This window comes from Pseudomonas sp. GL_135 (genome assembly GCF_057834665.1).
The window spans coordinates 5,186,222-5,210,961 of sequence record NZ_CM174408.1 but is presented as its reverse complement, the minus strand read 5'-3'; the positions used below and the strand labels follow the sequence as shown (position 1 = coordinate 5,210,961).

General features: G+C 60.4%; 18 protein-coding genes and 2 pseudogenes. 7 read left to right on the top strand and 13 right to left on the bottom strand.

Going from position 1 to position 24,740, the window contains the following annotated elements:
* The first annotated feature begins 53 nt into the window (after positions 1-53).
* Entirely contained in the window at positions 54-326 is a 273-nt protein-coding gene (locus AC3ISG_RS22975; RefSeq protein ID WP_065986686.1) for a type II toxin-antitoxin system Phd/YefM family antitoxin, read from the top strand.
* Complete coding sequence (locus tag AC3ISG_RS22970) at positions 323-655, top strand: type II toxin-antitoxin system RelE/ParE family toxin (protein ID WP_122533959.1); 333 nt, start codon at positions 323-325, stop codon at positions 653-655. The genes AC3ISG_RS22975 and AC3ISG_RS22970 overlap by 4 nt, the downstream gene beginning before the upstream one ends.
* 113 nt (positions 656-768) lie before the next feature.
* Here the strand turns inward: AC3ISG_RS22970 and AC3ISG_RS22965 are convergent, their stop codons facing one another.
* The 3 genes from AC3ISG_RS22965 to AC3ISG_RS22955 all read right to left on the bottom strand — a co-directional run bounded on the left by AC3ISG_RS22965 (position 769) and on the right by AC3ISG_RS22955 (position 6,399).
* Entirely contained in the window at positions 769-1,779 is a 1,011-nt protein-coding gene (locus tag AC3ISG_RS22965) for a class 1 fructose-bisphosphatase (protein ID WP_037016107.1), read from the bottom strand.
* 367 nt (positions 1,780-2,146) lie between these two features.
* The gene (locus AC3ISG_RS22960) at positions 2,147-3,547 is read right to left on the bottom strand and encodes a DUF3999 domain-containing protein (protein ID WP_489298038.1); all 1,401 of its coding nucleotides are present in this window, start codon (positions 3,545-3,547) and stop codon (positions 2,147-2,149) included.
* Positions 3,544-6,399, bottom strand: a complete 2,856-nt coding sequence (locus tag AC3ISG_RS22955) for a DUF2339 domain-containing protein (protein ID WP_489298037.1) — start codon at positions 6,397-6,399, stop codon at positions 3,544-3,546. Before AC3ISG_RS22955 ends, AC3ISG_RS22960 begins: the two co-directional genes overlap by 4 nt.
* 433 nt (positions 6,400-6,832) lie before the next feature.
* Here AC3ISG_RS22955 and AC3ISG_RS22950 point away from each other — a divergent pair.
* A protein-coding gene (locus AC3ISG_RS22950; RefSeq protein WP_272635426.1) for an IS3 family transposase occupies positions 6,833-7,980 on the top strand; the annotation gives its coding sequence in 2 pieces (ribosomal slippage) (positions 6,833-7,088 and positions 7,088-7,980; 1,149 coding nt in all).
* 190 nt (positions 7,981-8,170) lie between these two features.
* Here AC3ISG_RS22950 and AC3ISG_RS22945 read toward each other — a convergent pair.
* Positions 8,171-10,654: a glycogen/starch/alpha-glucan phosphorylase gene (locus AC3ISG_RS22945; RefSeq protein WP_122533956.1), complete on the bottom strand. Its 2,484-nt coding sequence runs from the start codon at positions 10,652-10,654 to the stop codon at positions 8,171-8,173.
* A 377-nt stretch (positions 10,655-11,031) separates the two neighbouring features.
* Here AC3ISG_RS22945 and pip point away from each other — a divergent pair, with 377 nt between their 5' ends.
* From pip to mdoH, 4 genes are all read left to right on the top strand, one after another.
* Positions 11,032-12,003 carry a prolyl aminopeptidase gene (pip, locus tag AC3ISG_RS22940; RefSeq protein WP_122533954.1) on the top strand — a complete coding sequence of 324 codons (972 nt, stop codon included), beginning with the start codon at positions 11,032-11,034 and terminating at the stop codon, positions 12,001-12,003.
* The gene (dtd, locus tag AC3ISG_RS22935; protein ID WP_122533953.1) at positions 12,004-12,441 is read left to right on the top strand and encodes a D-aminoacyl-tRNA deacylase; all 438 of its coding nucleotides are present in this window, start codon (positions 12,004-12,006) and stop codon (positions 12,439-12,441) included.
* A 264-nt stretch (positions 12,442-12,705) separates the two neighbouring features.
* On the top strand, positions 12,706-14,679 hold the full coding sequence (locus tag AC3ISG_RS22930; protein ID WP_122533952.1) for a glucan biosynthesis protein G: 1,974 nt from the start codon (positions 12,706-12,708) through the stop codon (positions 14,677-14,679).
* Positions 14,672-17,269: a glucans biosynthesis glucosyltransferase MdoH gene (mdoH, locus tag AC3ISG_RS22925; protein ID WP_122533951.1), complete on the top strand. Its 2,598-nt coding sequence runs from the start codon at positions 14,672-14,674 to the stop codon at positions 17,267-17,269. Before AC3ISG_RS22930 ends, mdoH begins: the two co-directional genes overlap by 8 nt.
* 199 nt (positions 17,270-17,468) lie before the next feature.
* Here mdoH and AC3ISG_RS22920 read toward each other — a convergent pair whose 3' ends face one another.
* The 9 genes and pseudogenes from AC3ISG_RS22920 to AC3ISG_RS22880 form a co-directional block, all read right to left on the bottom strand.
* Positions 17,469-18,335 carry a methyl-accepting chemotaxis protein gene (locus AC3ISG_RS22920; protein ID WP_489299578.1) on the bottom strand — a complete coding sequence of 289 codons (867 nt, stop codon included), beginning with the start codon at positions 18,333-18,335 and terminating at the stop codon, positions 17,469-17,471.
* Positions 18,327-19,286 (bottom strand): annotated as a pseudogene (locus AC3ISG_RS22915) (methyl-accepting chemotaxis protein); the annotation flags it as partial. The gene AC3ISG_RS22920 and the pseudogene AC3ISG_RS22915, both read right to left, overlap by 9 nt.
* Positions 19,287-19,595: 309 nt before the next feature.
* Positions 19,596-20,300 (bottom strand): methyl-accepting chemotaxis protein, encoded by a 705-nt coding sequence (locus tag AC3ISG_RS22910; RefSeq protein WP_489299577.1) that lies wholly within the window; start codon positions 20,298-20,300, stop codon positions 19,596-19,598.
* 198 nt (positions 20,301-20,498) lie between these two features.
* Positions 20,499-21,359, bottom strand: a pseudogene (locus AC3ISG_RS22905) (methyl-accepting chemotaxis protein); the annotation flags it as partial.
* 632 nt (positions 21,360-21,991) lie between these two features.
* Positions 21,992-22,699: a 16S rRNA (uracil(1498)-N(3))-methyltransferase gene (locus tag AC3ISG_RS22900; RefSeq protein WP_272633269.1), complete on the bottom strand. Its 708-nt coding sequence runs from the start codon at positions 22,697-22,699 to the stop codon at positions 21,992-21,994.
* Positions 22,696-23,490, bottom strand: coding sequence for a twin-arginine translocase subunit TatC (gene tatC, locus AC3ISG_RS22895; protein ID WP_065986665.1), 795 nt, complete (start codon positions 23,488-23,490; stop codon positions 22,696-22,698). Before tatC ends, AC3ISG_RS22900 begins: the two co-directional genes overlap by 4 nt.
* Positions 23,487-24,068, bottom strand: coding sequence for a Sec-independent protein translocase protein TatB (gene tatB, locus AC3ISG_RS22890; protein WP_489298036.1), 582 nt, complete (start codon positions 24,066-24,068; stop codon positions 23,487-23,489). Before tatB ends, tatC begins: the two co-directional genes overlap by 4 nt.
* Positions 24,069-24,078: 10 nt before the next feature.
* On the bottom strand, positions 24,079-24,363 hold the full coding sequence (locus AC3ISG_RS22885; RefSeq protein WP_122533945.1) for a twin-arginine translocase TatA/TatE family subunit: 285 nt from the start codon (positions 24,361-24,363) through the stop codon (positions 24,079-24,081).
* Positions 24,364-24,405: 42 nt separating this feature from the next.
* Positions 24,406-24,738 (bottom strand): phosphoribosyl-ATP diphosphatase, encoded by a 333-nt coding sequence (locus AC3ISG_RS22880; protein WP_065986654.1) that lies wholly within the window; start codon positions 24,736-24,738, stop codon positions 24,406-24,408.
* Positions 24,739-24,740: the final 2 nt, after the last annotated feature.

The following is a 24,740-nucleotide window of genomic DNA, read 5'->3' as shown; positions in this document are numbered from 1 at the left end:
GGTATGAACCAAATTCAGACTAAAATCGGTTTTTTGGTAGGGGAGTCGGACAGATGAAATTTTCATCGCAAGTCAAACCGATCAGTTATTTGAAAAGTCACACTGCGGAAATCGTAAAAAACATCTCAGAAAGCAGGGAGCCTATGCTGATCACCCAAAATGGTGAGGCAAAGCTTGTGGTGATGGACGTCAAGTCCTACGAAGAGCAAATGGAAACTTTCGCACTGCTGAAAATATTGGCGTTAGGAAGCAGGGAAATCGAGAAGGGCGAGTATGAAAGCGTTGAAGATGTTTTTGATGAGCTAGAAAGGATTGGCAAGGAATGAGTTTGAAGGTCGTCATTCTCAACTCCGCAAAGCAGGATTTGAAAGAGCTCCGCAGTTATGTATTGGCCAGATTCTCTGACTCAGTATGGTCAGATACCTCGATGCAGCTAAAGAAAGCGATGCAGCTGCTGGCCGTTGCCCCATACGCAGGGGCCGTCCCTGAAGAAATCGAGATGCTGAACCTGAATGAATATCGCCAGGTTGTGTCCGGTAAAAACCGCATTATTTATGAGATCAGGCAGGAGCTTGTATTTATTCACGCAATAATTGATGTGCGCCGAGATATGGTCTCGCAGCTGACGAAGCGCCTGCTACACATCAGTCATTAACGTTTTATCGCGGTTCTTTGGTCATGGCTGTTGCGAGATCTGGAATTCAGACTGCGAAATGACATAAATCCGCCAACAAGGGTGATGGCCGCCAAAGGCGGCCATTCAGAACCTTATTCCTTGTGATACGCCGTTGCGCGTTCGACTTCTTCTTTCGAGCCCAGGAACACAGCAACGCGCTGGTGCAGGCCTTCGGGCTGGATGTCGAGGATGCGTTGATGGCCGTCGGTCGACGCGCCGCCAGCTTGCTCAACCAGGAACGACATCGGGTTGGCTTCGTACATCAGGCGCAGCTTGCCCGGCTTAGAAGGCTCGCGGGAATCGCGCGGGTACATGAACAGGCCGCCACGGGTCAGGATACGGTGTACATCAGCAACCATCGCCGCGACCCAGCGCATGTTGTAGTTCTTCTTCAGCGGGCCGTCTTCGCCAGCCAGCAACTCTTCGACATAGCGCTTGACCGGGGCTTCCCAGTGACGCTGATTGGACATGTTGACGGCGAATTCCTGAGTGGACTCCGGGATCTGGATGTCTTCATGGCTGAGGACGAAGCTGCCCATTTCGCGGTCCAGGGTGAAGCCTTTAACGCCGTCACCCAAGGTCAGCACCAGCATGGTCTGCGGGCCGTAGATGGCGTAACCGGCGGCGACTTGCTGGGTGCCTGGCTGCAAAAATGCCTTCTCGTTCAGTGCTTCGTTCTGGCTCAGGTACTCGTTCGGGCAACGCAGCACCGAGAAGATCGTGCCGACCGGCGCGTTGATGTCGATGTTGGACGAGCCGTCCAGTGGGTCGAACACCAGCAGGTAAGCGCCTTTCGGGTATTTGCCGGGGATCTGGTAGGCATTGTCCATTTCTTCGGACGCCATGCCGGCCAAGTGACCGCCCCATTCGTTGGCTTCGAGCAGAATCTCGTTGGACATCACGTCCAGTTTCTTCTGCACTTCACCCTGCACGTTTTCGGTGCCCATGCTGCCGAGTACGCCGCCCAGGGCGCCTTTGGATACCGCGTGGCTGATCTCCTTGCACGCACGCGCCACCACTTCAATCAGAAAGCGCAGATCGGCAGGGGTATTGTTGGTGCGGGTCTGCTCGATCAGATAACGACTCAAGGTAACGCGGGACATGGAGAGCTCCGAAATGGGGGATAAAAACGCGCACAGTCTAGCGTGAGCGGAGATTTAATACTGCCTGTCAGACCGGTTAGGTAGTGATTCAGTTCACGGGCTACATCCTAGTGGGACCGGCTTTAGCCGGGAAGAGGCCAGTGTGAACACCACAAATCTTGCAGCGTGAGGAGCGACGCCTTCCCGGCTGAAGCCGGTCCCACAAGGGATCGCCGTACCCAGTCGCATCGGTTGTACATTAAGCGTAACGCGATCGGGGTGACGAATTGGCTTGCATCGTCTGCAATTTTTTTGATCCCGGATCGATTCAGCGTCATCACCCCGACACCTATTCTTTGGCGCACGAGTTGGCGCGTTGTTTTGCGCGTTATTTGCTACGAGACCCGCGCAGTGTGCCAAGCGCCATCCAGGCCAGAAAAACCACGCCGAGTATCAGCACGGCCCACAAACCGATGCGCTTCATGTCAGGACCACTGGCCTCCACGGGCGCAGCTGCAGCGACTGGCGCGACCGGTGTGGAGGCCATGGACGCACTGCCCAGTGCTGCCAGCTTCTCGGGGCTGACACCGGGAATCAGCGTCGCCAGCGGCAGCGCCGCGCTTTTCACCGTGGCATTGCCAACCGCCAGGCTGTAAGGCGGCGCGCCGCGTCCGAGGAACACCAGTTGTGTGGCGCGTACGGCAAAACTCAGCGCTGGCGCGTCCTTGCCCAGGCCGCCGCCACGGTCATCCACCTCAAGTTTCAGCTGCTGCACGACATTGCCGGGCAGCTCCATTTCGTCCTGCACAACGTCCTGACCGTTCTGGCTGAGCCGATAAAGCAGGCCGTTGTCGATCATCTGCCAAGGCGCGTTGCTGTCACGACGCCCATAAAGCGTGGCGGGCGCGAGGCTGTTGGGTTGCGCAATGTTGATCCGCATACGTTCCAGCGGCAGAGCCACTGGCAATTGCCACACATACACGCCAGGTTTTTCGACGCGACCATTGATGGCCGGTGACCAGCTCAACGGCAGCACGCCGGGTTGCGTGCTGATCAGTTGCACGGCGTTCAGCGTTGGCGCGGAAAGCGGCGATTTCCACAGCAGACGCAGATAGCGGGCGCTGCGCCCCGGCAGATTGACGACGCGCTGCTCAACCAATTCCTCGGCAAATGACAGCCTCGCCACCTGACCCTCGCCCCAGCGCTGCCAATGCTGGAGGTCGTCGCTGGCCTCGATGCTGAACCGCTGAAAACCGTCGCGCTCGCTGCTCCAGTCCAGAATCAGTTGATCCAGCGGCGCGTCGATCGCGCTGGTGTCGAGCAGCCAGCCGCGCAGAATCTCTTCGCCCGCCTCAATCTCGCCCTGGGGCTGAACCTCCACCAGCGTGCCGCTGGGCGTGCGTTCGACGCGGATTTTCGGCTCGGCGTCTTTGGCGCCATCGCTGTTGTACAGCGGGAACCACTTCACCGACACCGGACTGGCGTCGGCCGCACGCTGGGGCGGGCTTTGGGTGATTGCGTAGGGCTGGGCCTGGCCGTCCGCATTGAAAACCCGCACGTCGTTGAGACTGCTCTGGCGCGCGTTCAACTGCACGCCAAGGGGCAATTCCAGCCGATACCAAGGCCCTTCACCGGTGACGGTCAGCGGCGCGTGGGTGGTGAAATTATCCGGCAGATCCTCGGCCTGACTGAGCGTTGCCGCGCACAGCAGCGAGCCCAGTAACGGGGCGAGCAGGGCGGCCTTGACGATGAACTGACGACTCAACTGAGCACTCCTTACGCGCTTCATTTCGATGCCCGGTCCGCAACATCCGTATCGGTCAAACCCTGGTCTCGGGCCGGATGCCGGGGCGGCAGGGGGGCGAAATATCCCACCACCAGCAACAGAACGCCAACGCCGATAAAGGAAATGATTCGCTCCAGACCGCCACGATTGCTCAGCTCGACGAAGAACAGTTTGGCGACGACGACCCCGATCAACGCGGCGCCGGCAATCCACAGGTCCCGGCGGGCGCGCAGGTGGCCGCCGATCATCAGTGCCAGGGCCATCAGCGTCCAGACGATGGAAAGCCCGGCCTGCACACGCATCGATTCGAACAGCGCGTCGGGGTACCAGGCCACGCCGGCCCAGTGATGCGCCGTGCGCAGGACCATGGCGGTGATCAGTGCGAACAGCGATGCGCCAGCAATGACCAGCGCCGTTTTTTGAGCACGCCCCTCGCTGACGCCCAATTGCGGGAGGTGCTGGCGAGTCCAGCTGACGATGCCGGTCAGCGTGATCAGCAAGCCCAGTTCCAGCGGGTTCAGCAGCGGAAGATAGGGCAGGGGATCGGCAGCGCCTTCGCTGAACCCGTTCGCCAGCCAGAACCAGCCGAGCATCAATGCCGCCAGCGGCGCGGCAGCCCAGACACGGTACTCGCGCGGGTACGCCCTGACAGGCCAGGGCCACGTGCGGGGTGCGGTCATCGCCAGCAAGTACAGGCTCGGCAGCAACGCCCAGCCCAGCCAGCGCCAGGCGTTGTATGCGTCCGACAGCACCAGTAATCCATAACGAAGCTGCAATGAAAGCACGCCGATGATCAGCCAGCAGCCGATCACATGGGCTGCACTGCGCAAGCGCGGGAGCAGCAGTTTGTCGAGCCGATTCAGCGACCACAGATGAACCGCAAACACCGCGATCCAGCCCAGCCAGCCCCAATCGGCAGCAGGGTTGTAGTAGGAACTGAAACTCATCAGCGCGAGCAACACCGCGCTCATCGGCGTCAGCAGCGTGGACAGTTGGGCAATTCCGGTCCAGTTCAGGCGCAGGGCTGCCATGGTCCATAGCCCAGCGCTAACGGCGCCCAGCACCAGCAATGTCGAGAACACGTTCGGGCCTGCTACGTAGTCAGTCATGATGAACAGCGCTACGGACCACCAAAGCGTTCCCCACATCAGCAACGCAGGTTGCAATACACGCTTGCTTGGCGACAGACGTAAAGTCCCGATGCGCTCCACGGAGAACGCGCTGACCAGACCAGCGAGTGCGATGATCAGCGGTGTCCAGAAATCCCCCTGATTGAACGTCGGCACATACCAGCGACCGATCACGCCCAGGAACGCGATCCCGGCGCCCAGTTGCAGCAGCAAGCCGAAACCCCGCGCCAGCAAGCGGTTCTGGCGCATGCCGAGCCAGAACACGGCCGCGCCTTCGACGGCCCAGGCCACCGTCGTCCATTGCGCGCTCAGGCCAAGGGGAATCGCCAGGGTGCCGAACACAACGCCCAGTGACAGGCACGTTTCGACCAGCAGCAATGCCCGACCCGGTGCGCGCCCGGTCAGAAGTCGAGCGATGCCCATGTACAGCAAGCCAAGCGCCAGTGCGCTCAATGCAGCGCCGAATTCAATGTGTCGAACGAGGGCGTATTGCAGGCCGAAACCGACGATAGGCGTGCCAAACAACAGGCTGCCATCGACGTAGTGGGTGTGGCGCGCGGACCAGCGCAGGGTGGCTTCCCGGCTGTCGTCGTCGGGCCCCGCGGCGTGTTCTCGCAGCTTGCGTCGGGCGAACAGCAGGCCGATGGCCAGGTACATCAGGAAGAACAGAATCAGGAACGGTTCGGTACTCCAGAACAGCTCGGGCGTGTAAGCGTCCATGCCCCAGGCGAAACCGATCCCGAACGTGCCGATGAAGCCGATCAGGTTAAGCGGGCGCCAGGCCTTGAACCACGCGATGGCGAAGATGCCTGCGTTGAGCAGGGCGAAATAACTGAACAGCGCGACATGGCTGCCCTCGCCGGAGGACGTCAGCAGCGGTGCGGCAAATCCACCCAGCGCCGCGACGCAGGCGAGGGCCAGGGAATTTTGCGTGACGGCAAGGATGGCCGAAAACACGGTGACCGCGACCAGCAGGCTGAACGCCATCCCCGGCGCCAGCAGGGTGTGGACTTTCATGGCGGCGAATACGGTCAGGTACAGCACCGCGACGCCGGTCCCCTGCAGCATTAGGGCGAAGGATGCATTGCGTTGCCGTAGCCACCAACCCAGACCTAACAGCGCCAACGCTGCCAAAGCGACGCCGGCATAGCGGGCCTCGATCGGAACGACCATGCCTTCGGTGGCATAGCGCAGCAGAAACGCCAGACCGAGAAACAGCAACACCACGCCGACCCGCAGCACGGTGTTGCCACCCAGCAGCCAGTTCTGGGCGCGGAGCAAGGCGCTGTCGAACAGATTGGGCTGGGCGGAAGCGGGCGCAGAAGCGGGCTCATAACTCGGGGCTGCAGGGGCTGGCGGCTGCTGAGGCCGACGCCATTCCGAATCGCTGACATCCGAGGCCGCGGGCTCGAGGTCCGGAAGGTCCCACAGCAGTTCCGGGCCGTCGTCTGCGATGGGCTGAACATTCAACGGCGCCGACACGGGCGCATCCGGCAATTGTGCGGCGGCGGAGTCCAACTGGCTAAGGCGTTGCTGGACGGCGTTGAGATCCAGCCGGGTCTTGGCAAGTTCGGCTTTCTGCGCGGCCGTTTCGCGTGACAACGCAGTCAGCCGGAGGCTCAAGCCCGCGGCCAGGCCGACAACCGCACCGACAGCGCCGCCCAACAGCGACTCATCAAGAAGCGCCCCGATTACCAGACCGGCCAGCAGAAGAATCCATTGCACGCGACGACGTCCCTTTTCGGCCGATTCACGGCGATGGCGAAAAGTATATCGGGCGTCAGGAAAGGGGAAACATTTTGTGTCGGGGAGGAAAGCTGGGTTTAAGAGGGCGGTGAAGGGGGGCGGCGTTTTTTGGTGAGTGAAAATAAGTCTTCGCGAGCAAGCTCGCTCCCACAGAGTTTGGGTTGACTCGGAAATCTCTGGCGCGCTGCTGGAATGGTGGGAGTGAGCTTGCTCACGAAGAGGCCGGTACATCCGCTAAATCATCAGCGAGTGAAACATCTTATTCGCGAGCAAGCTCGCCCCCACAGGATCGAGGTGAGATCAGGATCTTGGCCGCGCTGCTGGAATGGTGGGAGTGAGCTTGCTCACGATGAGCTGGCCTAATGACCCCGGACACCTCAATGGGGGAAACTGTACCCATTGAGGAACGATCATGACCAAGAAATACAGAAAGTTCGATGCAGCCTTCAAGCTTGATGTCTGCAAGCTCATCGTCGACCAGGGCCAGAGCGTGAATTCGGTCTGTCTTGACATGAATCTGAGTGATACGGCAGTGCGGCGTTGGGTTGAGCAATACAAGGCCGAGCTGTTGGGCGGGCCGGGTATTGGCAATCCATTGACCAGTGAGCAGCAGCGAATTCGTCAGCTGGAGCAGCAGATTCGGCAGCTAAAAATGGATAACGACATCCTAAAAAAAGCTACGGCCTTCTTTGCCCGCGAATTGAAGTGATCCATCAACTGGCTCACCAATTACATCGCAAGGCCTACCCGGTGGCTCATATCTGCCGGGTTTTGCGGATCAGTCGTTCCGGGTTCTATGAAGCTCGCCAGCGTTGCCAGAAACCCAAGCCCATCTGCACTGCAGCGGCCATGGTCAAGGCGACATTCGAGTCCAATGAACACTGTTACGGTAGCCGGCGTTTGCTGGGCGCGCTGCGCGATGAAGGTGTTTCCATCGGTCGTTTCAAGGTTCGTCGCCTCATGAAACAACAAGGTCTGCGCCCGATCTGGAAGCGAAAGTTTATCCACACAACCGACAGTAAACACAATTTGCCGGTTGCTGAAAACCTGCTCAACCGCCAGTTCAACCCCAAGGCAATCAATCAGTCATGGGTCGCGGACATCACCTACATACGCACACGAAGCGGTTGGGTCTATCTGGCTGCGGTTATGGACCTGTTTTCACGCAAAATCGTCGGCTGGGCCATGGCACCCCATATGCGCGCCGAGCTGGTGACCAGCGCAATGCAACTGGCCATTGCTCAGAGGGAGCCTGAACCAGGCCTGATTGCCCACTCGGACAGAGGCAGCCAGTACGCGGGAGCTGCCTATCAATCGCTGCTGACTCGCAACGGGATGCGTTGCAGCATGAGCCGAAAAGGTAATTGCTGGGACAATGCAGTGATGGAGCGCTTCTTCCTGAACCTGAAGATGGAGCGCACCTGGAGAAAGGATTATGCCAACCACGGCGAAGCCATAAAGGACATCACGGATTACATCGTGCGGTTCTATAACGAAGGGCGACTGCACTCGACTTTGGGCAACATGACGCCCAATCAGTACGAGCGGCAAGCGGCCTGACACTCACCGATTGAGGTGTCCGGAAAAAGTTGACCACTTCACGAAAAGGTCGGTACATCCGCCAGATCATCAGCGGCTGAACTGCCTTATTCGCGAGCAAGCTCGCTCCTACAGGATGTGCATCTGCTTTGAAGCCGAGCGGTGTGGGCGAGGTGATCGTTTCGGGGAGAAACGATCACCTCACACGCCTTTAATCCAGAGCGTTCCAGATTTCGGTCGCGTACTCGCGGATGGTCCGGTCCGACGAGAACCAGCCCATGCGCGCGGTGTTGAGCACCGCAGAGCGCCACCACTCTTTCGAATCGTGCCAGCGCGCTTCGACCTTCGCCTGCGCGTGCCAGTACGACTCGAAGTCAGCGCAGACGAAGAAGCGGTCGTAGTTGATCAACTGATCGATCAACCCGGCATAGCGATACGGATCATCCGGCGAGAACACCCCGCCCCGAATCGCTTGCAGCACGTCATTCAAACGCCCGGATGCGGCGATGTCCTGATGCGCGTTGAACTCACCGGCATGCTTGCGCGCTTCGACTTCCTGCGCGGTCATGCCGAAGATGAACATGTGCTCCAGGCCGACCTGCTCGCTCATCTCCACGTTGGCGCCGTCGAGTGTGCCGATGGTCAGTGCGCCGTTGAGGCCGAACTTCATGTTGCTGGTGCCGGACGCTTCCAGACCCGCCGTGGAAATCTGCTCCGACAGATCCGCCGCCGGAATGATGCTTTCCGCCAGGCTGACGTTGTAGTTGGGCATGAACACCACTTTCAAACGGCCGCGCAACGTCGGGTCGTTGTTGACCGTGCGTGCGATGTCGTTGGTCAGCTTGATGATCAGCTTGGCCGAGTGATAACTGGCCGCCGCCTTGCCGCCGAAGATCTTCACGCGCGGCACCCAATCGGTGCTCGGGTCGGCACGCATGGCCTGATACAGCGCCACGGTGTGGAACAGGTTCAGCAACTGACGCTTGTATTCGTGGATGCGTTTGACCTGCACGTCAAACATCGCCTCGGGGTTAACCGAGATGCCCATGCGTTCCTGAATGATCGAGGCCAGGGCTTGCTTGCTTTGCAGGCGCTGAGCAGCGAATTCCTGCTGGAATCGTGCGTCGTCCGCCAGCGGCTCCAGTTTCAGCAGTGCGGTCTCGTGGTTGTCGAGCACTTGCTCGCCCAGCTCGTTGACCAGCATGGACGTCAGCTGCGGATTGGACTGGAACAGCCAGCGGCGGAAGGTGATGCCGTTGGTTTTGTTGTTGATGCGGTCCGGGTGCAGCTTGTGCAGATGGGCGAAAACGGTCTTGCGCATCAGCTGCGTGTGCAGGGCCGACACACCGTTCACGCTGTGCGAACCCAGGAATGCCAAGTTACCCATGCGCACGCGACGGCCGTTGTCTTCTTCGATCAGCGACACGGCGCGCAGCAGGTCGAACAGGCCAGGGTCGTCTTTGAAGTCCTGGCGAACCTTGTCGATGTGCTGGGCGTTGATCATGTAAATGATCTGCATGTGGCGCGGCAACATGCGCTCCATCAGGCCGACGGACCAGGTTTCGAGCGCTTCCGGCAGCAGCGTGTGGTTGGTGTACGCCAAGGTGCCGACGGTGATGCGCCAGGCCTCGTCCCATTCCACGTCATGCAAGTCGATCAGAACGCGCATCAGCTCCGCCACGGCGATCGACGGGTGCGTGTCGTTCATCTGGATGGCCACGTGTTCCGGCAGGCTGCTGATGCTGTAGCCCATGTTCTTGTGGCGGCGCAGCAAATCCTGCAGCGACGCCGAAACGAAGAAGAATTCCTGGCGCAGGCGCAGTTCCTGGCCGGCTTCGGTGCTGTCGTTTGGATACAGCACGCGGGAAATACTTTCTGCCCGCACCACTTCCGCCACCGCACCGACGTGGTCGCCGGCGTTGAAGCGTTCCAGGTGCAGATCTTCCACCGCACGGGCCCGCCACAGGCGCAGCGTGTTGACCGCTTTGCCGCGCCAGCCCACAACCGGGGTGTCGTACGCGATCGCGCGGACGGTTTCACCTGCGGTCCAGACCTGGCGGGTTTCGCCCGAGGCATCCAGTACAGGTGCGCCGGCTGCATCAAGCTGGGGCTGCACGCTGCCGCCGAAACCGATCTGGTAAATCACTTCCGGACGTTCGAATTCCCACGGGTTACCGAAGTCCAGCCAGTTCTCGGTCTGCTCCTGCTGCCAGCCATCGACGATGGCCTGACGGAAGAGACCGTGTTCGTAACGAATGCCATAACCGTGACCGGCAATGCCAAGGGTCGACATACTTTCCATGAAGCACGCAGCCAGACGACCGAGGCCGCCGTTGCCCAGTGCAGCATCAGGCTCCAGCGAGCGAATCTGCTCCAGGTCGACGTTCAGGCCCTTCAACGCTTCGCGCGCGGTTTCGAGAATGCCCAGATTGCTCAGGCTGTCGAACATCAGACGGCCGATCAGGAACTCGAGGGAGAGGTAATAGACGCGCTTTTTTTCCTGCCGGTAGACGTAGCGCGTGTGGTTCATCCAGCGCTCGGCCATTTTGTCGCGAGTCGCCAAGGCAATTGCCATGAACCAGTCATGGTCGAAGGCATGGTCGGGGTCTTTACCGACGGCAAACTCGAGTTTGTTCAGCACAGCTTCTCGGAAGGCTGCCACTTCAGCGTCACGAACGTTGGGTTCCGGAGACATCGGGTACGACCTCAAGTTGTTTTGACGATTAAATGGGTGCGTAGACTGTAGGGCGTGTCATTGGTTATTTCCTCCCGGTCGGATGAAAAATACGCGAATGCACGACCCTCGGTTCGACTCGAACAAGCTACCTCGGTTCGCCGTCATTGCACATCGCGACGAATCTCTGGCGCTTTCCCATGATGTGAAGACGGCTTGCATTGATCGTTCCACTCTTGGTCATGCGCCGGCTGTTGCGGGGCAGAGTTGGGCCCATGGGCTCGAACAGGCGAGAAAAGTTGGCTCGAATCAGGCAAGCATGTTCATTCGCCGATTCGGGTTTATGATGCCCCACGGCAGATAGACCGCAGCCCCTGAACCGGACTTTTGGAGCACCTATGCAGACTTTGTACCCGCAGATCAAACCTTACGCCCGGCACGATCTGGCGGTTGAAGAGCCGCATGTGCTGTATGTCGATGAAAGCGGCTCGCCAGACGGCCTGCCCGTCATCTTCATTCACGGCGGGCCGGGTTCGGGATGCGATGCACAGAGCCGCCGCTATTTCGATCCGAATCTCTATCGCATCATCACCTTCGATCAGCGCGGTTGCGGCCGCTCCATCCCCCACGCCAGCCTGGAAAACAACACCACCTGGCACCTGGTCGATGACCTGGAACGCATCCGCACCCACCTGGGCATCGACAAATGGGTCGTGTTCGGTGGCTCGTGGGGTTCGACACTTTCCCTGGCCTACGCGCAGAAGCACCCTGATCGAGTTCATGCACTGATTTTGCGCGGCATCTTTCTCAGCCGGCCCCAGGACATCAAGTGGTTTTATCAGGAAGGCGCCAGCCGCCTGTTCCCGGATTACTGGCAGGACTACATGGCGCCGATTCCGCCGGACGAGCGCCACGACGTGCTCGGCGCGTTCCACAAGCGCCTCACCGGCAGCGACCAGATCGCCCAGATGCACGCCGCCAAGGCATGGTCGACATGGGAAGGGCGCACCGCCACACTGCGTCCGAATCCGCAGGTGGTCGACCGTTTCACCGAGCCCCATCGCGCCCTGTCCATTGCGCGCATCGAATGCCACTACTTCACCAACGGCGCGTTCCTTGAAGAAAACCAGCTGATTCGCGATATGCCGAAAATCGCCCATCTGCCGGGCATCATCGTCCACGGCCGCTACGACATGATCTGCACGCTGGACAATGCCTGGGAACTGCATCAGGCGTGGCCGAACAGTGAGCTGCAGGTTATCCGCGACGCGGGTCACTCGGCGTCCGAGCCGGGTATCACCGACGCATTGGTGCGCGCAGCATCAGAAGTGGCGCGCCGTTTGCTGGATCTGCCACCGGAAGAGGCATAAATGAAAGCGTTGCTTCAGCGTGTCTCCCAGGCGCGCGTTGACGTTGCTGGCGAAACCATTGGCGCGATCGATCAAGGATTAATGGTCCTGATTGGCATCGAGCCTCAAGACACGCCGGCCAGCGCCGACAAGATGTTGCACAAGCTGCTTAACTATCGGGTGTTCAGCGACGCCGACGGCAAGATGAATCTTTCGTTAATCGACGTTAATGGCGGGTTACTGCTGGTCTCTCAGTTCACACTGGCGGCGGATACTAAAAGCGGGATGCGGCCAAGTTTTTCAAAGGCAGCACCCCCGGCTCTCGGCGCCGAGCTGTTTGGCTATCTGGTAACAAAAGCCAAGACGTCTCACGCAACCGTGGAAACGGGCCAGTTTGGTGCGGATATGCAGGTGCACCTGATCAATGATGGCCCCGTGACATTTTTGCTTGAGACCTGAATAGCCTGGTCCGATTGATGGCCCCGGATTTACGCGCTCCAAACGCAATAAATAGTTTGCGTCCCCTGATGCGTTGTAACGCGAGCTACTGGATAATCGCGCGCTACAAGGACGGGCCAAGGCCCGTCAAATCGGTAAAACGCAGACTGCTCCGGCACCGTTTGGGGAATCATTGGCCCTTTTTGGAGTCGGAACAGTGCTCGCCAACCCGGCATTTGAAAGCTGGCCGTTGGTTTCTTCATCTGTTTTCGGCGAGGGTTGCTCGTGATTGTTAGTCCATGTAATGCACCAAAGAACCCGGGCGGACGCTTGCGCAGCGCGCTGCTGGCAGGGTCGGCTTTGTTTTGTCTGTTCGGCGCCAGTCAGCTGTGGGCGTTCGATCTCGACGACGTGGCGACAAAGGCCAAAGATCTGGCCGGACAGAAATTCACCGCGCCGAAGAGCAATCTTCCGGCCGAATTCCGCGACATGAAGTTTGCGGATTACCAAAAGATCCGCTTCCTGCAAGACAAAGCCGAATGGGCCAATGACAAGACCCCGTTCAAGGTGTCGTTCTACCACCAGGGCATGCACTTCGACACCCCGGTCAAAATCAACGAAGTCACTGCCAACTCCGTTAACGAGATCAAGTACGACCCGAGTCGTTTCGATTTCGGCGACGTGAAGTTCGATCCCAAGTCGACCGAAAACCTGGGCTATGCCGGTTTCCGCGTCACTTACCCGATCAACAAAGACGACAAGCAAGACGAAATCATGACCATGCTGGGCGCGAGCTACTTCCGCGTCATCGGTAAAGGTCAGGTTTATGGTCTGTCTGCGCGCGGGATGGCGATCGACACGGCCATGCCGTCGGGTGAGGAATTTCCTCGCTTCACCGAATTCTGGATCGAGAAGCCGAGCCCGGATGACAATCATCTGGTCATCTTCGCGCTGCTCGACTCCCCTCGTGCCACTGGCGCGTACAAGCTGACCCTGCGTCCGGGCACCAACACACTGGTCGATGTCCAGTCGCGCATGTACCTGCGTGACAAGGTCGGCAAGCTCGGCGTAGCGCCGCTGACCAGCATGTTCCTGTTCGGTGCCAATCAGCCGTCTAAAGTCCTCAACTACCGTCGCGAGCTGCACGACTCCAGCGGTCTGTCTATCCAGGCAGCCAATGGCGAGTGGATCTGGCGTCCGCTGAACAACCCTAAACACCTTGCCGTGAGCAGCTTCTCGGTCGAGAACCCGCGCGGTTTCGGTCTTCTGCAGCGTGGCCGCAACTTCAGCCATTACGAAGACCTGGATGACCGCTACGACAAGCGTCCGAGCGCCTGGATCGAGCCGAAGGGCGATTGGGGCAAGGGCACTGTTGATCTGGTAGAGATCCCGACGGCTGACGAAACCAACGACAACATCGTTGCGTTCTGGAAGCCGGAAACCCAGCCAGAGCCGGGTCAGCCGATCGACTTCAACTATCGTCTGCACTGGACCATGGATGAAGACGCCATTCACTCGCCTGATCTGGGTTGGGTCAAGCAGACCCTGCGCTCCACCGGTGACGTGAAGCAATCCAACCTGATTCGTCAGCCGGACGGCAGCGTTGCCTACCTCGTCGACTTCGTTGGTCCGAATCTGGCCAAGCTGGGCGAAGATCCTTCGATCCGCAGTCAGGTCATCACCGATGACAACACCGACCTGGTCGAAAACAATCTGCGTTACAACCCGGTGACCAAAGGCTGGCGTCTGACGCTGCGCCTGAAGGTCAAGGATCCGGGCAAGTCGGTTGAAATGCGTGCCTACCTGCTGCGCGAAACCCCTGCCGAACCGGGCAAGGAGCCAGCGGTGATTACCGCTGACAAGTCGGACAAGAAGCCAGCTGCCAAGGCTGACGCCAAAGCTGTTGTTGCCGCGGCGCCAGTCGTTGCCGCACCGAAGGACGAGAAAGCCGAAATCGTCAAAACCGACGCCTTGAAGGCTGGTGATGCGAAAGACGCGAAAGACATGAAGGACGCCAAAGGCCCTAAAGCCGACAGTAAGGACGCTGCCAAGCCCGCTGACGCCGCCAAGGTTGCCGAAGCCAAGTCCGACGAGGCCTACAAGCCTGAAGCCGCGCTGGGCGACGCCGCCAAAGCCAACAAAGGCGCCAAAGACACCCCGCAGCCAGCGGTCCAGGCTGCACCCACCCAACAGGGGCCGGACATGATTCAACAAATCCTGACCGAAACCTGGAGCTACCAGTTGCCAGCCGATGAGTAATTCACACGCGGTGCCAGAGCCTTTGAATGAGTCTCTCAGCGAGTACCTCGCGCATCTGCCGATGACCGACGCGCAGCGGGCAGAACTTGCCAGCTGTACGTCGTTCGCTGAGCTGCATGAGCGCCTTTCCGCGCAAACCGTCGCTGATCCCGCCGAGGCCTCCCAGGCCTCGGTGGGTCGTCGCCTGACCCTGACGACCGCTGATGAACTGCACGAAGCCGAGATGCTGAGTGTGGACGCCAGTGGCCGCGTTGTCCTGAAAGCGACGCCGCCGATTCGTCGTACCAAAGTCGTGCCGGAACCGTGGCGGACCAACATCCTGCACCGCGGCTGGCGCCGACTGACCGGCAAGACCAATCCGCCGCCGCCCAAGGATGATCTGCCACGTGATCTGCCGAAGGCGCGCTGGCGCACCGTGGGTTCGATCCGTCGCTACATCTTGCTGGTCCTCATGCTGGGCCAGACCATCGTCGCCGGCTTCTACATGAAGGGCATCCTGCCGTATCAAGGCTGGTCGCTGGTTTCATTCGACGAAATCAGTCATCAGACCCTGTGGCAGACCGCTGTGCAGGTCATGCCGTATGCGCTGCAGACCAGCATCCTTCTGTTGTTCGGGATTCTCTTCTGCTGGGTATCGGCCGGTTTCTGGACCGCGCTGATGGGCTTCCTCGAACTGCTCACTGGCCACGACAAGTACCGTATTTCCGGTGCCAGCGCGGGCAATGAGCCGATCGAGGCCGGTGCGCGCACTGCGTTGGTCATGCCGATCTGCAACGAAGACGTGCCTCGCGTATTCGCGGGTTTGCGAGCGACGTTCGAATCGGTCAAGGCCACGGGCGATCTGGATCGCTTCGACTTCTTCATCCTCAGTGACTCCAACGAAACCGACATCTGTGTGGCCGAGCAACAAGCCTGGCTGGACGTGTGCCGTGAAACCGGTGGTTTCGGCAAGATCTTCTATCGTCGTCGCCGCCGTCGCGTTAAGCGCAAGAGCGGTAACCTCGATGACTTCTGCCGTCGCTGGGGCGGTGAATACCGCTACATGGTCGTCCTGGACGCTGACTCGGTCATGAGCGGCGAATGTTTGACCAGCCTCGTGCGTCTGATGGAAGCGACGCCGGACGCCGGTATCATTCAGACCGCGCCACGTGCGTCAGGCATGGACACGTTGTACGCGCGCATGCAGCAGTTCGCGACTCGCGTGTACGGCCCGCTGTTCACGGCCGGCCTGCATTTCTGGCAGTTGGGTGAATCCCACTACTGGGGTCACAACGCGATCATCCGCATGAAACCGTTCATCGAGCACTGCGCCCTGGCGCCGCTGCCCGGGAAGGGTGCGTTTGCCGGTGCGATTCTGTCCCACGACTTCGTTGAAGCTGCGCTCATGCGCCGTGCCGGCTGGGGCGTGTGGATTGCCTACGATCTGCCGGGCAGCTACGAAGAGCTGCCGCCGAACCTGCTGGATGAACTCAAGCGTGACCGTCGCTGGTGCCACGGTAACCTGATGAACTTCCGTCTGTTCCTGGTAAAAGGCATGCACCCGGTGCATCGCGCGGTATTCCTGACCGGCGTGATGTCGTACCTGTCGGCGCCGTTGTGGTTCTTCTTCCTCGTGTTGTCCACAGCGCTACTGGCGGTGAACACGCTGATGGAGCCGACCTACTTCATGGAACCGCGTCAGCTGTATCCGTTGTGGCCGCAGTGGCACCCGGAAAAAGCCGTCGCGCTGTTCTCCACGACGGTCGTGCTGTTGTTCCTGCCGAAGCTGCTCAGCGTGATTCTGATCTGGGCCAAGGGCGCGACCGGTTTTGGTGGTCGCATCAAGGTCACGTTGTCGATGCTGCTGGAGATGCTGTTCTCGATGCTGCTGGCACCGGTGCGCATGATCTTCCACACCCGCTTTGTACTGGCTGCGTTCCTGGGCTGGGCCGCGACGTGGAACTCGCCGCAGCGTGATGATGACTCGACGCCGTGGAGCGAAGCGGTTAAGCGCCACGGGCCGCAGACGCTGCTGGGCTTTTGCTGGGCGTTGCTGGTGGCCTGGCTGAACCCAAGCTTCCTGTGGTGGCTGGTGCCGATCGTGGGTTCGTTGATGCTGTCGATCCCGGTCTCGGTGATTTCCAGCCGCACGAATCTGGGTCTGAAGGCGCGCGACACTAAGCTGTTCCTGATTCCGGAAGAGCACACGCCGCCTCAAGAGCTGGTGTCCACTGATCAGTACACCCACGAAAACCGCTGGCACGCCCTGAACGACGGCTTTGTTCGCGCCGTGGTTGATCCACAGCAGAACGCCCTGGCCTGCGCGCTGGCGACCTCTCGCCATCGCGAAGCCGAGCCGATTGAGTGGATGCGTGTCGAGCGTGTGCGTCATGCGATCAAGGGAGGCCCTGAGCTTCTGAACAACCACGAGCGCCTGCAGTTGCTGAGCGATCCGGTTGCGCTGGCTCGGTTGCACGAGCTGGTCTGGAGCGAAGGCAACTCCGCCTGGCTGAATGCCTGGCGCGCTTCGGTGGAAGCCGACCCCCATGCGCCGCTGCTGCCACTGCAGCCAGCGACCCATGTGAACGACGCGACCCTCGTCAACGCCTGATCCACCCGCTAAACAAAACGCCGCCGAAGAGTGACCTTCGGCGGCGTTTTTGTTTGGGGACCGATGTTGGCGCTTCCCCTGTGGGACCGGCTTTAGCCGGGAAGAGGCCAGTGCGTGCGCTATTAATTCTGCGGTGTGAATGCAGACGCATTCCCGGCTAACGCCAGTCCTACAACTCAACGTCGCAGCCTGTTTCGCCTCAACTCACCCGAAACTTCCCGACCATCTCCTGTAACTGCACCCCAAGCCGCGCCAGTTCGATGCTTGAGGCGGCGGTCTCTTCACTGGATGCCGCGGTTTGCTCGGACACATCCCGCACGTTCAGCACGCTGCGGTTGATCTGCTCGGCCACGCTGCTCTGTTCCTCACCCGCTGCAGCAATCTGCTGGTTCATCGTCTGAATCGTCGAAACCGTGCGTGTGATGTGTCCCAGCGCATTGCCAGCCTGGCGACTCAAATCGACGCTGCTGTCCGTCAGGGTTCGGCTGGCGTCGAGCGTCATCACCACTTGCTGGGTGCCGCTCTGCAGTGCTGCGATGAGCACTTCGATTTCTTCGGTGGATTCCTGCGTGCGCTGGGCCAGGCCACGAACCTCGTCGGCGACGACCGCAAACCCGCGCCCCGCTTCGCCTGCGCGGGCGGCTTCGATCGCGGCGTTCAAGGCGAGCAGATTGGTCTGCTGCGACACCGACTTGATGACGTCGAGCACCCCGCCGATCTTGTCGCTCTCCAGCTTCAGCTTGCCCATGGCTTCGGTTGAGTTATTGACCTCCACCGCAAGGCGCTCGATCTGCGCGATGGCGTCGTTGACCACCTTGTCGCCGTCCCGCGCCTGCTGATCGGCGTGGCGCGCTGCCTCACTGGCTTCTTCGGCATTGCGGGCCACTTCCATGACGGTCGAGGTCATCTGGTTCATCGCCGTGGCGACGCAATCGGTTTCGTCTTTCTGGCTGTTAACGCCCACGCTGGTCTGCTCGGTCACGGCCGACAGCTGTTCTGCGGCACTGGCAATCTGGGTGACGCCGTCGCTGATGCCGCTGATGAGCTGCCGCAGGCTCAGGGTCATCTCCTGCATGCTGCGCTGGAGCATGCCCATTTCGTCGCGACGGCCGATTTCCAGGTCCTGACTCAGATCACCTTTGGCGATGCGCGCAGCGGCACTCAAGGTCAACCGCAGGGGCGCGATGATCTGCTGGGTGATCAGCCAGGCGGCCAGCAGGCCGAGCAGCATCGCCAACCCGGCCACGCCACTGAGCGTCTGCCGCGATTGGGTGGCTTCGGCATCACGCCGCTGGCCTTGCAGCGCAGTGATCTCCCCGGTTGATGCCAGCAGATTGTCGCTGAGCGCCTCCATGGACTCCTGCGCCGCTTCAACCTTGACCTGGAGGTCCTTGAACTGGCCCATGTGCTCGCGGTACTTGAGCAGCGTCTTACGGGCGTTGAGCAATTCACTGACATTGCCATCGGCCTGGTCGGTGGCAATTTGTTCGACTTCCTTCAGCGCTTCGTCGATGGCAGTAATGGCCGCGACTTCGTAGGACTCTTTACCGCTGAACACGTACGCCTGGACTTCGTAACGGGCATTTTGCACCTGCCCGCGCAATTGCTGGATGTTGGTGAACTCCCCGAGGCGCTCGCTGCTGTCCTGCTCCTGACTGACGGCTTTCAGGACCTCGCTTTCCACCAGGCCAATGGACTTGATCGCCTCTTCAGACAGAAGGGCAAGTTGCGCGCGGGAATCTGCCCGTGCGCTCAACAGCTTCGCCAGATCGGCGAACGTGGCTTCGAGCGCTCTGACAGTGTCGCTCTGCCCATTGAGCAACGTGAGGATGTCGGCAGGAGGCGCGTCGGCGCGCAGCACCACCAGATGCGCTTCAATCTCGTTGATGCGGTCGACGACACGCGAGGCGCTGTCAGCAGTGTTTTCGACCCGAAAGACGATGCGCTCGGCGCGCAGGTCCTTGGTCATCGCGTTGAGCTGAGCGATGGAGGTCAATGACTCCGAGCGCTCGATCATGGTGTCGAGCCCATGCCATCCGGTCAGCGTGATGGCCAGGGTCAGAAGCAGAACCAGGCCGAAGCCCAGCGAGAGTTTGAGTTTGACGCTGGTATTGGCCAGCGCCCGATTGATGCCTTGCAGCATGATGCGTCTCCTGCGGATGAGCGATAAACGCGCATCGGCAGGGGAAGCGGAGGCGTGACCTGATCAGGTCGTAGGAGATTTCCGAGGGGCGGAAAGGGGTGACGCGTGTCACAGATTCCGCCCCTGATTGGAGATTTTGCCGGCAAGTCCGTTACTGAAGCGGACGTGGATCAGGCCACTGGATCAGACCCGGAAGCGACCCACCAGCGCTTGCAGGTGGCTGCCCAGGCGCGCCAGTTCGACGCTCGATGCGGCGGTTTCTTCGCTGGCGGCCGAGGTCTGTTCCGACACATCGCGCACGTTGAGCACACTGCGGTTGATCTCTTCGGCGGTAGCGCTTTGCTCCTCGGCCGCAGCGGCGATCTGCTGGTTCATGGATTGAATCGCAGACACGGTGCGGGTGATGCTTTCCAGTGAGGTGCCGGCGCGGCGGGTCAGCTCGACGCTGCTGACGGTAAGCTCGCGGCTGTTGTCCATGATCGTCGCTACTTGCCGGGTGCCGTTCTGCAGGCCTGAAATCAGCTCTTCGATCTCTTCGGTGGATTTCTGCGTGCGCTGCGCCAGGCTGCGCACTTCGTCCGCGACCACGGCAAATCCACGCCCGGCCTCACCAGCCCGCGCGGCCTCAATGGCGGCGTTCAGAGCCAGCAGGTTGGTTTGCTGCGCGACGGATTTGATCACGTCGAGGACGCTGCCGATCTTGTCGCTCTCGCGCTTGAGTTCGGCCATCGCCTCGGTTGAGTGACCCACTTCGGTCGCGAGCCGCTCAATCTGCGCGATGGCCTCGTTGACCACTTTGTCGCCTTCGCGGGCCTGCTGGTCGGCGGCTACGGCGGCCTCGGACGCTTCTTCGGCGTTACGCGCCACCTCCTGCACCGTAGCGGTCATCTCGTGCATAGCCGTCGCCACTTGATCGGTCTCGACCTTCTGGCTGTTGACGCCGGCGCTGGTCTGTTCGGTAACCGCCGACAGCTCTTCGGCGGCGCTGGCGATCTGGGTCACGCCTTCGCCGATGCCGCTGATCAACTGGCGAAGCTCCACGGTCATGCGTTGGATGCTGCCCTGCAACTGACCCAGCTCATCGCGGCGGTCGACGCTCAAGTTGTGGGTCAGATCACCGGACGCCACGCGCTCGACCGCCACAAGCGTCTGGCCCAGCGGCACCGTGATCTGTCGTGTAATGATCCAGGCGGCGAGAACACCGAGGATCAGCGCCACTACCGTAGCGATGCCGAGAGTCGATTGGGCCTGACGGGTGTCTGCATCGCGCTTGGCGTTTTGCGAATTGTTCAATTGTTCGCTGTTGTCCAGCAGCTGCTGGCCCAACTCGGTCATTTTGGCCAGGGCCTGGACGCTGACCAGTTGTGCGTCACGGTACTGGCCGACAGCGTCGCGGTAGCCTTTGAGCGCCAGGTTGGCCTTTTGCAACTGCGGGATGTATTGGGAGGAAACGTCCCCGGCCAGCGTGTTCACTCCGACGATGGCTTCGTCGATGGCGGCGGTGGCGTTCTTCTCGAAATCCGGTTTGCCGCTGAAGGTGTAACCGCGCACCTGGAAGCGTGCCTGCTGAATCTGTTTGCTGACATCCACCGCGCTGTTGAACTGCAGGATGTTGTCGTGCTGGATCAACGCTTCTTCGATCTTTTTGACGACATCCACGGCGGCATCGGCCGTATTTCCCAGATTGGCTCGGCTGGCTTCGCGGGTCTGGATGGCTTTGGTCATGTCGCCAAAGGCGCGGCGGTAATCGCCGGCAGCTTGAGTCTGAGCATCCAGCAGTTTGAGGTCGTCGACACCTTTGACCATGCTCTGCGCGGTTTTCAGGTCGGCGTCGAGCTTGTCCAGCGCGGTCATGACGGCCGTCGCGGCTTCAGCGGTGTATTGGGTTTCATACACCATGCGTGCCGTGCGCAGATCCATCGTCCGCTCACTGATCTGCGAGATCATCCCCAGCTTGTCGCCGCGTTCGATCACCGCCTTCACGCTAGACCACCCCGTCGCTGTGATAAGCAGCGTCAGCAATAGCACCAGGCCGAAACCGATACCCAGTTTGAGGCTGACGCTCATATTTCCAAGGCGTTGGGTAAACCAGCGAGACATGATGATTCCTGCGAATTGTAGTTATGGACGCCTGTGCATCGGCCGATGCGCGCCGAACTGAAGTGTGGAGTGGGGAGGGAGATGGCTTGGGGCAAGGACATTGCCCGTCGTTCTGACACCGCGCAATTCAGACCGCCAACAATGCCCATGTGGGACCGAGCTTGCTCAGGAAGAGGCCGGGACAGTCAGCAACGTTCTCAGGTGAATGAAAGTGAGCCTTCGCGAGCAAGCTCGCTCCCACGGGTTCTTCGTCTGCGGGGAGATCGGTGTCGCCACGTGCTCTGAGCGCGGGTCTGTGTTTTGACACCGCGCTGTCCAGCAGCAAACACAGGACTTGTGGGAGTGAGCTTGCTCACGAAGACTGCATTTCAAGCGCCGGATATTTAGCGGATGTATCGGCCCCTTCGCGAGCAAGCTCGCTCCCACAGGTTTTGCGTCTGCGGGGAAACGGGTGTCCCCATGTTCGATGTGCGCGGGCACTAGAACAACCGGGCGAGCAACGCGGTCACGGCGGTTTCGACGCGCAGGATCCGCGCACCCAACTGGACGGGGTTCAGGCCGGAGGCGTGCAGCAAATCAACTTCGTAGGGAATCCAGCCGCCTTCAGGACCAATGGCCAGGGTGACAGGCTGTTCAACGGCGCGCGGGCAGGCCGGGAAATCACCCGGATGACCGACCAATCCCAACGTTCCTTCAACCACAGCGGGAAGGCGGTCTTCAACGAAGGGCTTGAAGCGTTTTTCGATGACGATCTCCGGCAGCACGCTGTCCCGGGCCTGCTCCAGCCCGAGAATCAACTGCTCGCGAATCGCCGCAGCCTCCAGAAACGGCGTCTGCCAGAAGCTTTTTTCGACGCGGTAACTGTTGACCAGAATGACCCGGGGCACGCCCATCGTCGCCACCGTCTGAAACACCCGCCGCAGCATTTTCGGGCGAGGCAGGGCGAGGATCAGCGTCAAGGGGAGTTTGGCGGGCGGCGCGTGCTCGAAGCTCACCGAAAGCTCGGCTTCCCGAGCCTCCAGTCGCAGCAATTGGGCGCTCCCCAGCAGGCCGTTCACCCGGCCGACCCGCAGGCTGTCGCCCACTTCGCTGCGATGCACTTCCTGCATGTGCTTGAGGCGCCGGTCACGCAGCACCACCCGGTCAGCCGCGATGAAGTCGGCCTCCTCAAGCAACAGCAGGTTCACGGCTGGGTCGCTGGCGGTTGACTCTGTTCGTCTTCGGCTTTTTCGTCGTCTTCATGATCGCCGCGCTTGGTGATCATCGAACTGCACAGCACGCCGATTTCAAACAGCAGCCACATCGGCACAGCCAGCAGGGTCTGCGAAAAGATGTCTGGCGGGGTGAGGATCATGCCGACCACAAAGCAGCCGATCACCACGTATGGACGAATCTTCTTCAGGTATTTGACGTCGACGATGCCGATCCACACCAGCAGCACAACCGCCACCGGAATCTCGAACGCGACGCCAAACGCCAGGAACAGCGTCATGACAAAGTCCAGGTAGCTGGCGATGTCCGTCATCATCGACACGCCTTCCGGGGTGACGCTGGCGAAGAAGTGGAAGATCAACGGGAAGACCAGAAAGTAGGCAAACGCCATCCCGGCGTAGAACAGGATGATGCTGGAGATCAACAGCGGCACTGCCACGCGCTTTTCATGCTTGTACAGGCCCGGCGCAATGAAGCCCCAGATCTGATAAAGAATCACCGGCATCGCCAGGAACAGCGCCACCATCATCGTCAGCTTGAACGGCGTGATGAATGGCGAAGCCACGTCCGTCGCGATCATTGTGGCGCCGTCAGGCAGAAACTTGCGCAGCGGGGCAGAAACGAAGGTGTAGATCTTCTGGGTGAAGTAGAACAGCGCGCCGAAGATCACGAAGATCGCCAGCACGCAGCGCAGCAGGCGTGAGCGCAGTTCTGTCAGGTGCGAGACCAGCGGCATTTGCTGGTCGTTTTCCGGGATTTCGCTCATGGGGCTCGTGGTGGCAGTGACGAATCGTTGGCAGAAGGCGCACTTTGCACCGCGGTCGCAGGGGTGGTGACCGGCGCAGGTGCGGGTGCAGATCCCGGCCCGACCGGCGAAGGTGCAGGCGCAGCAGGCTCGACATGAACGGGCGGCGGTGTGACCGACGCGCTTTCTGCCGGGGCGGCCGGGCCAATGTCGGCGCTCTGGGCCGGCGAGGCCGCACCCATGACCGGCGCCGAGGGTGGCGTTGTCGATGCAGGTGCCGGCGAAACAGGCGTTTCGGCGGCGGGCTCAGTCGGTGCCGGGGTCGCAGGGGCTACCGGCGCAGCTGGCGGCTGCTGCGGCTGCATGATTTTTCGAGCCTCTTCTTCCAGCGAAAGAATGTGCTCGTTGTGCAACTGACGCCGAATCTCGTCAGCGCCGATTTCGCGCTCAACTTCCTGTTTGATCGCATTGAAGCTGCGTTTCAGGCGGCCGATCCAGAGTCCGGCCGTCCGTGCTGCGCCTGGCAAACGCTCGGGGCCCAATACCAGCAGGGCAACGAGGCCGACCAGCAGCAGTTCAGAAAAGCTGATACCAAACATGCGTCACGACCTAGTCTTTGCGGAGGGGGTCTTCGACTCGTTGTGCTTGAGCGTCGATGGTGTGCGGCTGGTGCAGCGGCTGAGTCGGAGGGACAGGCTGCGCGGTCGGCTGTGGCTGAACCGGCGGCGTCACGGTTGGCTCTTCAGGGTGCTTGTCGTCATCATTCATGGCTTTGCGAAAGCCCTTGATCGACTCACCCACGTCGGTCCCCAGGTTCTTGAGTTTCTTGGTGCCGAAGACCAGCACGACAACCACAAGAATGACGATCCAGTGTTTCCAGTCAAAAATGCCCATGACGCGTTCCTCACAAGAAATTTCGGGCCGCAGCCCAGGTGTTTATTCCGCCGAGCGCGACGCTTTCTCGGCGTGGCCGGACAGGCCGAAGCGGCGGTCCAGCTCATCCAGCACGGCTTGCGGGTGTTGACCCAGTTGGGCAAGCATCACCATGCTGTGGAACCATAAATCGGCGGTTTCGTAGACGACATCACTGCAGTCACCGCTGATGGCAGCGTCCTTGGCAGCGATTATGGTTTCGACCGACTCTTCGCCGACCTTCTCCAGAATCTTGTTCAGTCCCTTGTGGTAGAGGCTGGCGACGTAAGACGAGTCGGCAGCCGCGCCTTTGCGTGATTCAAGCACCTCGGCAAGGCGTGACAAGGTATCAGTCATGT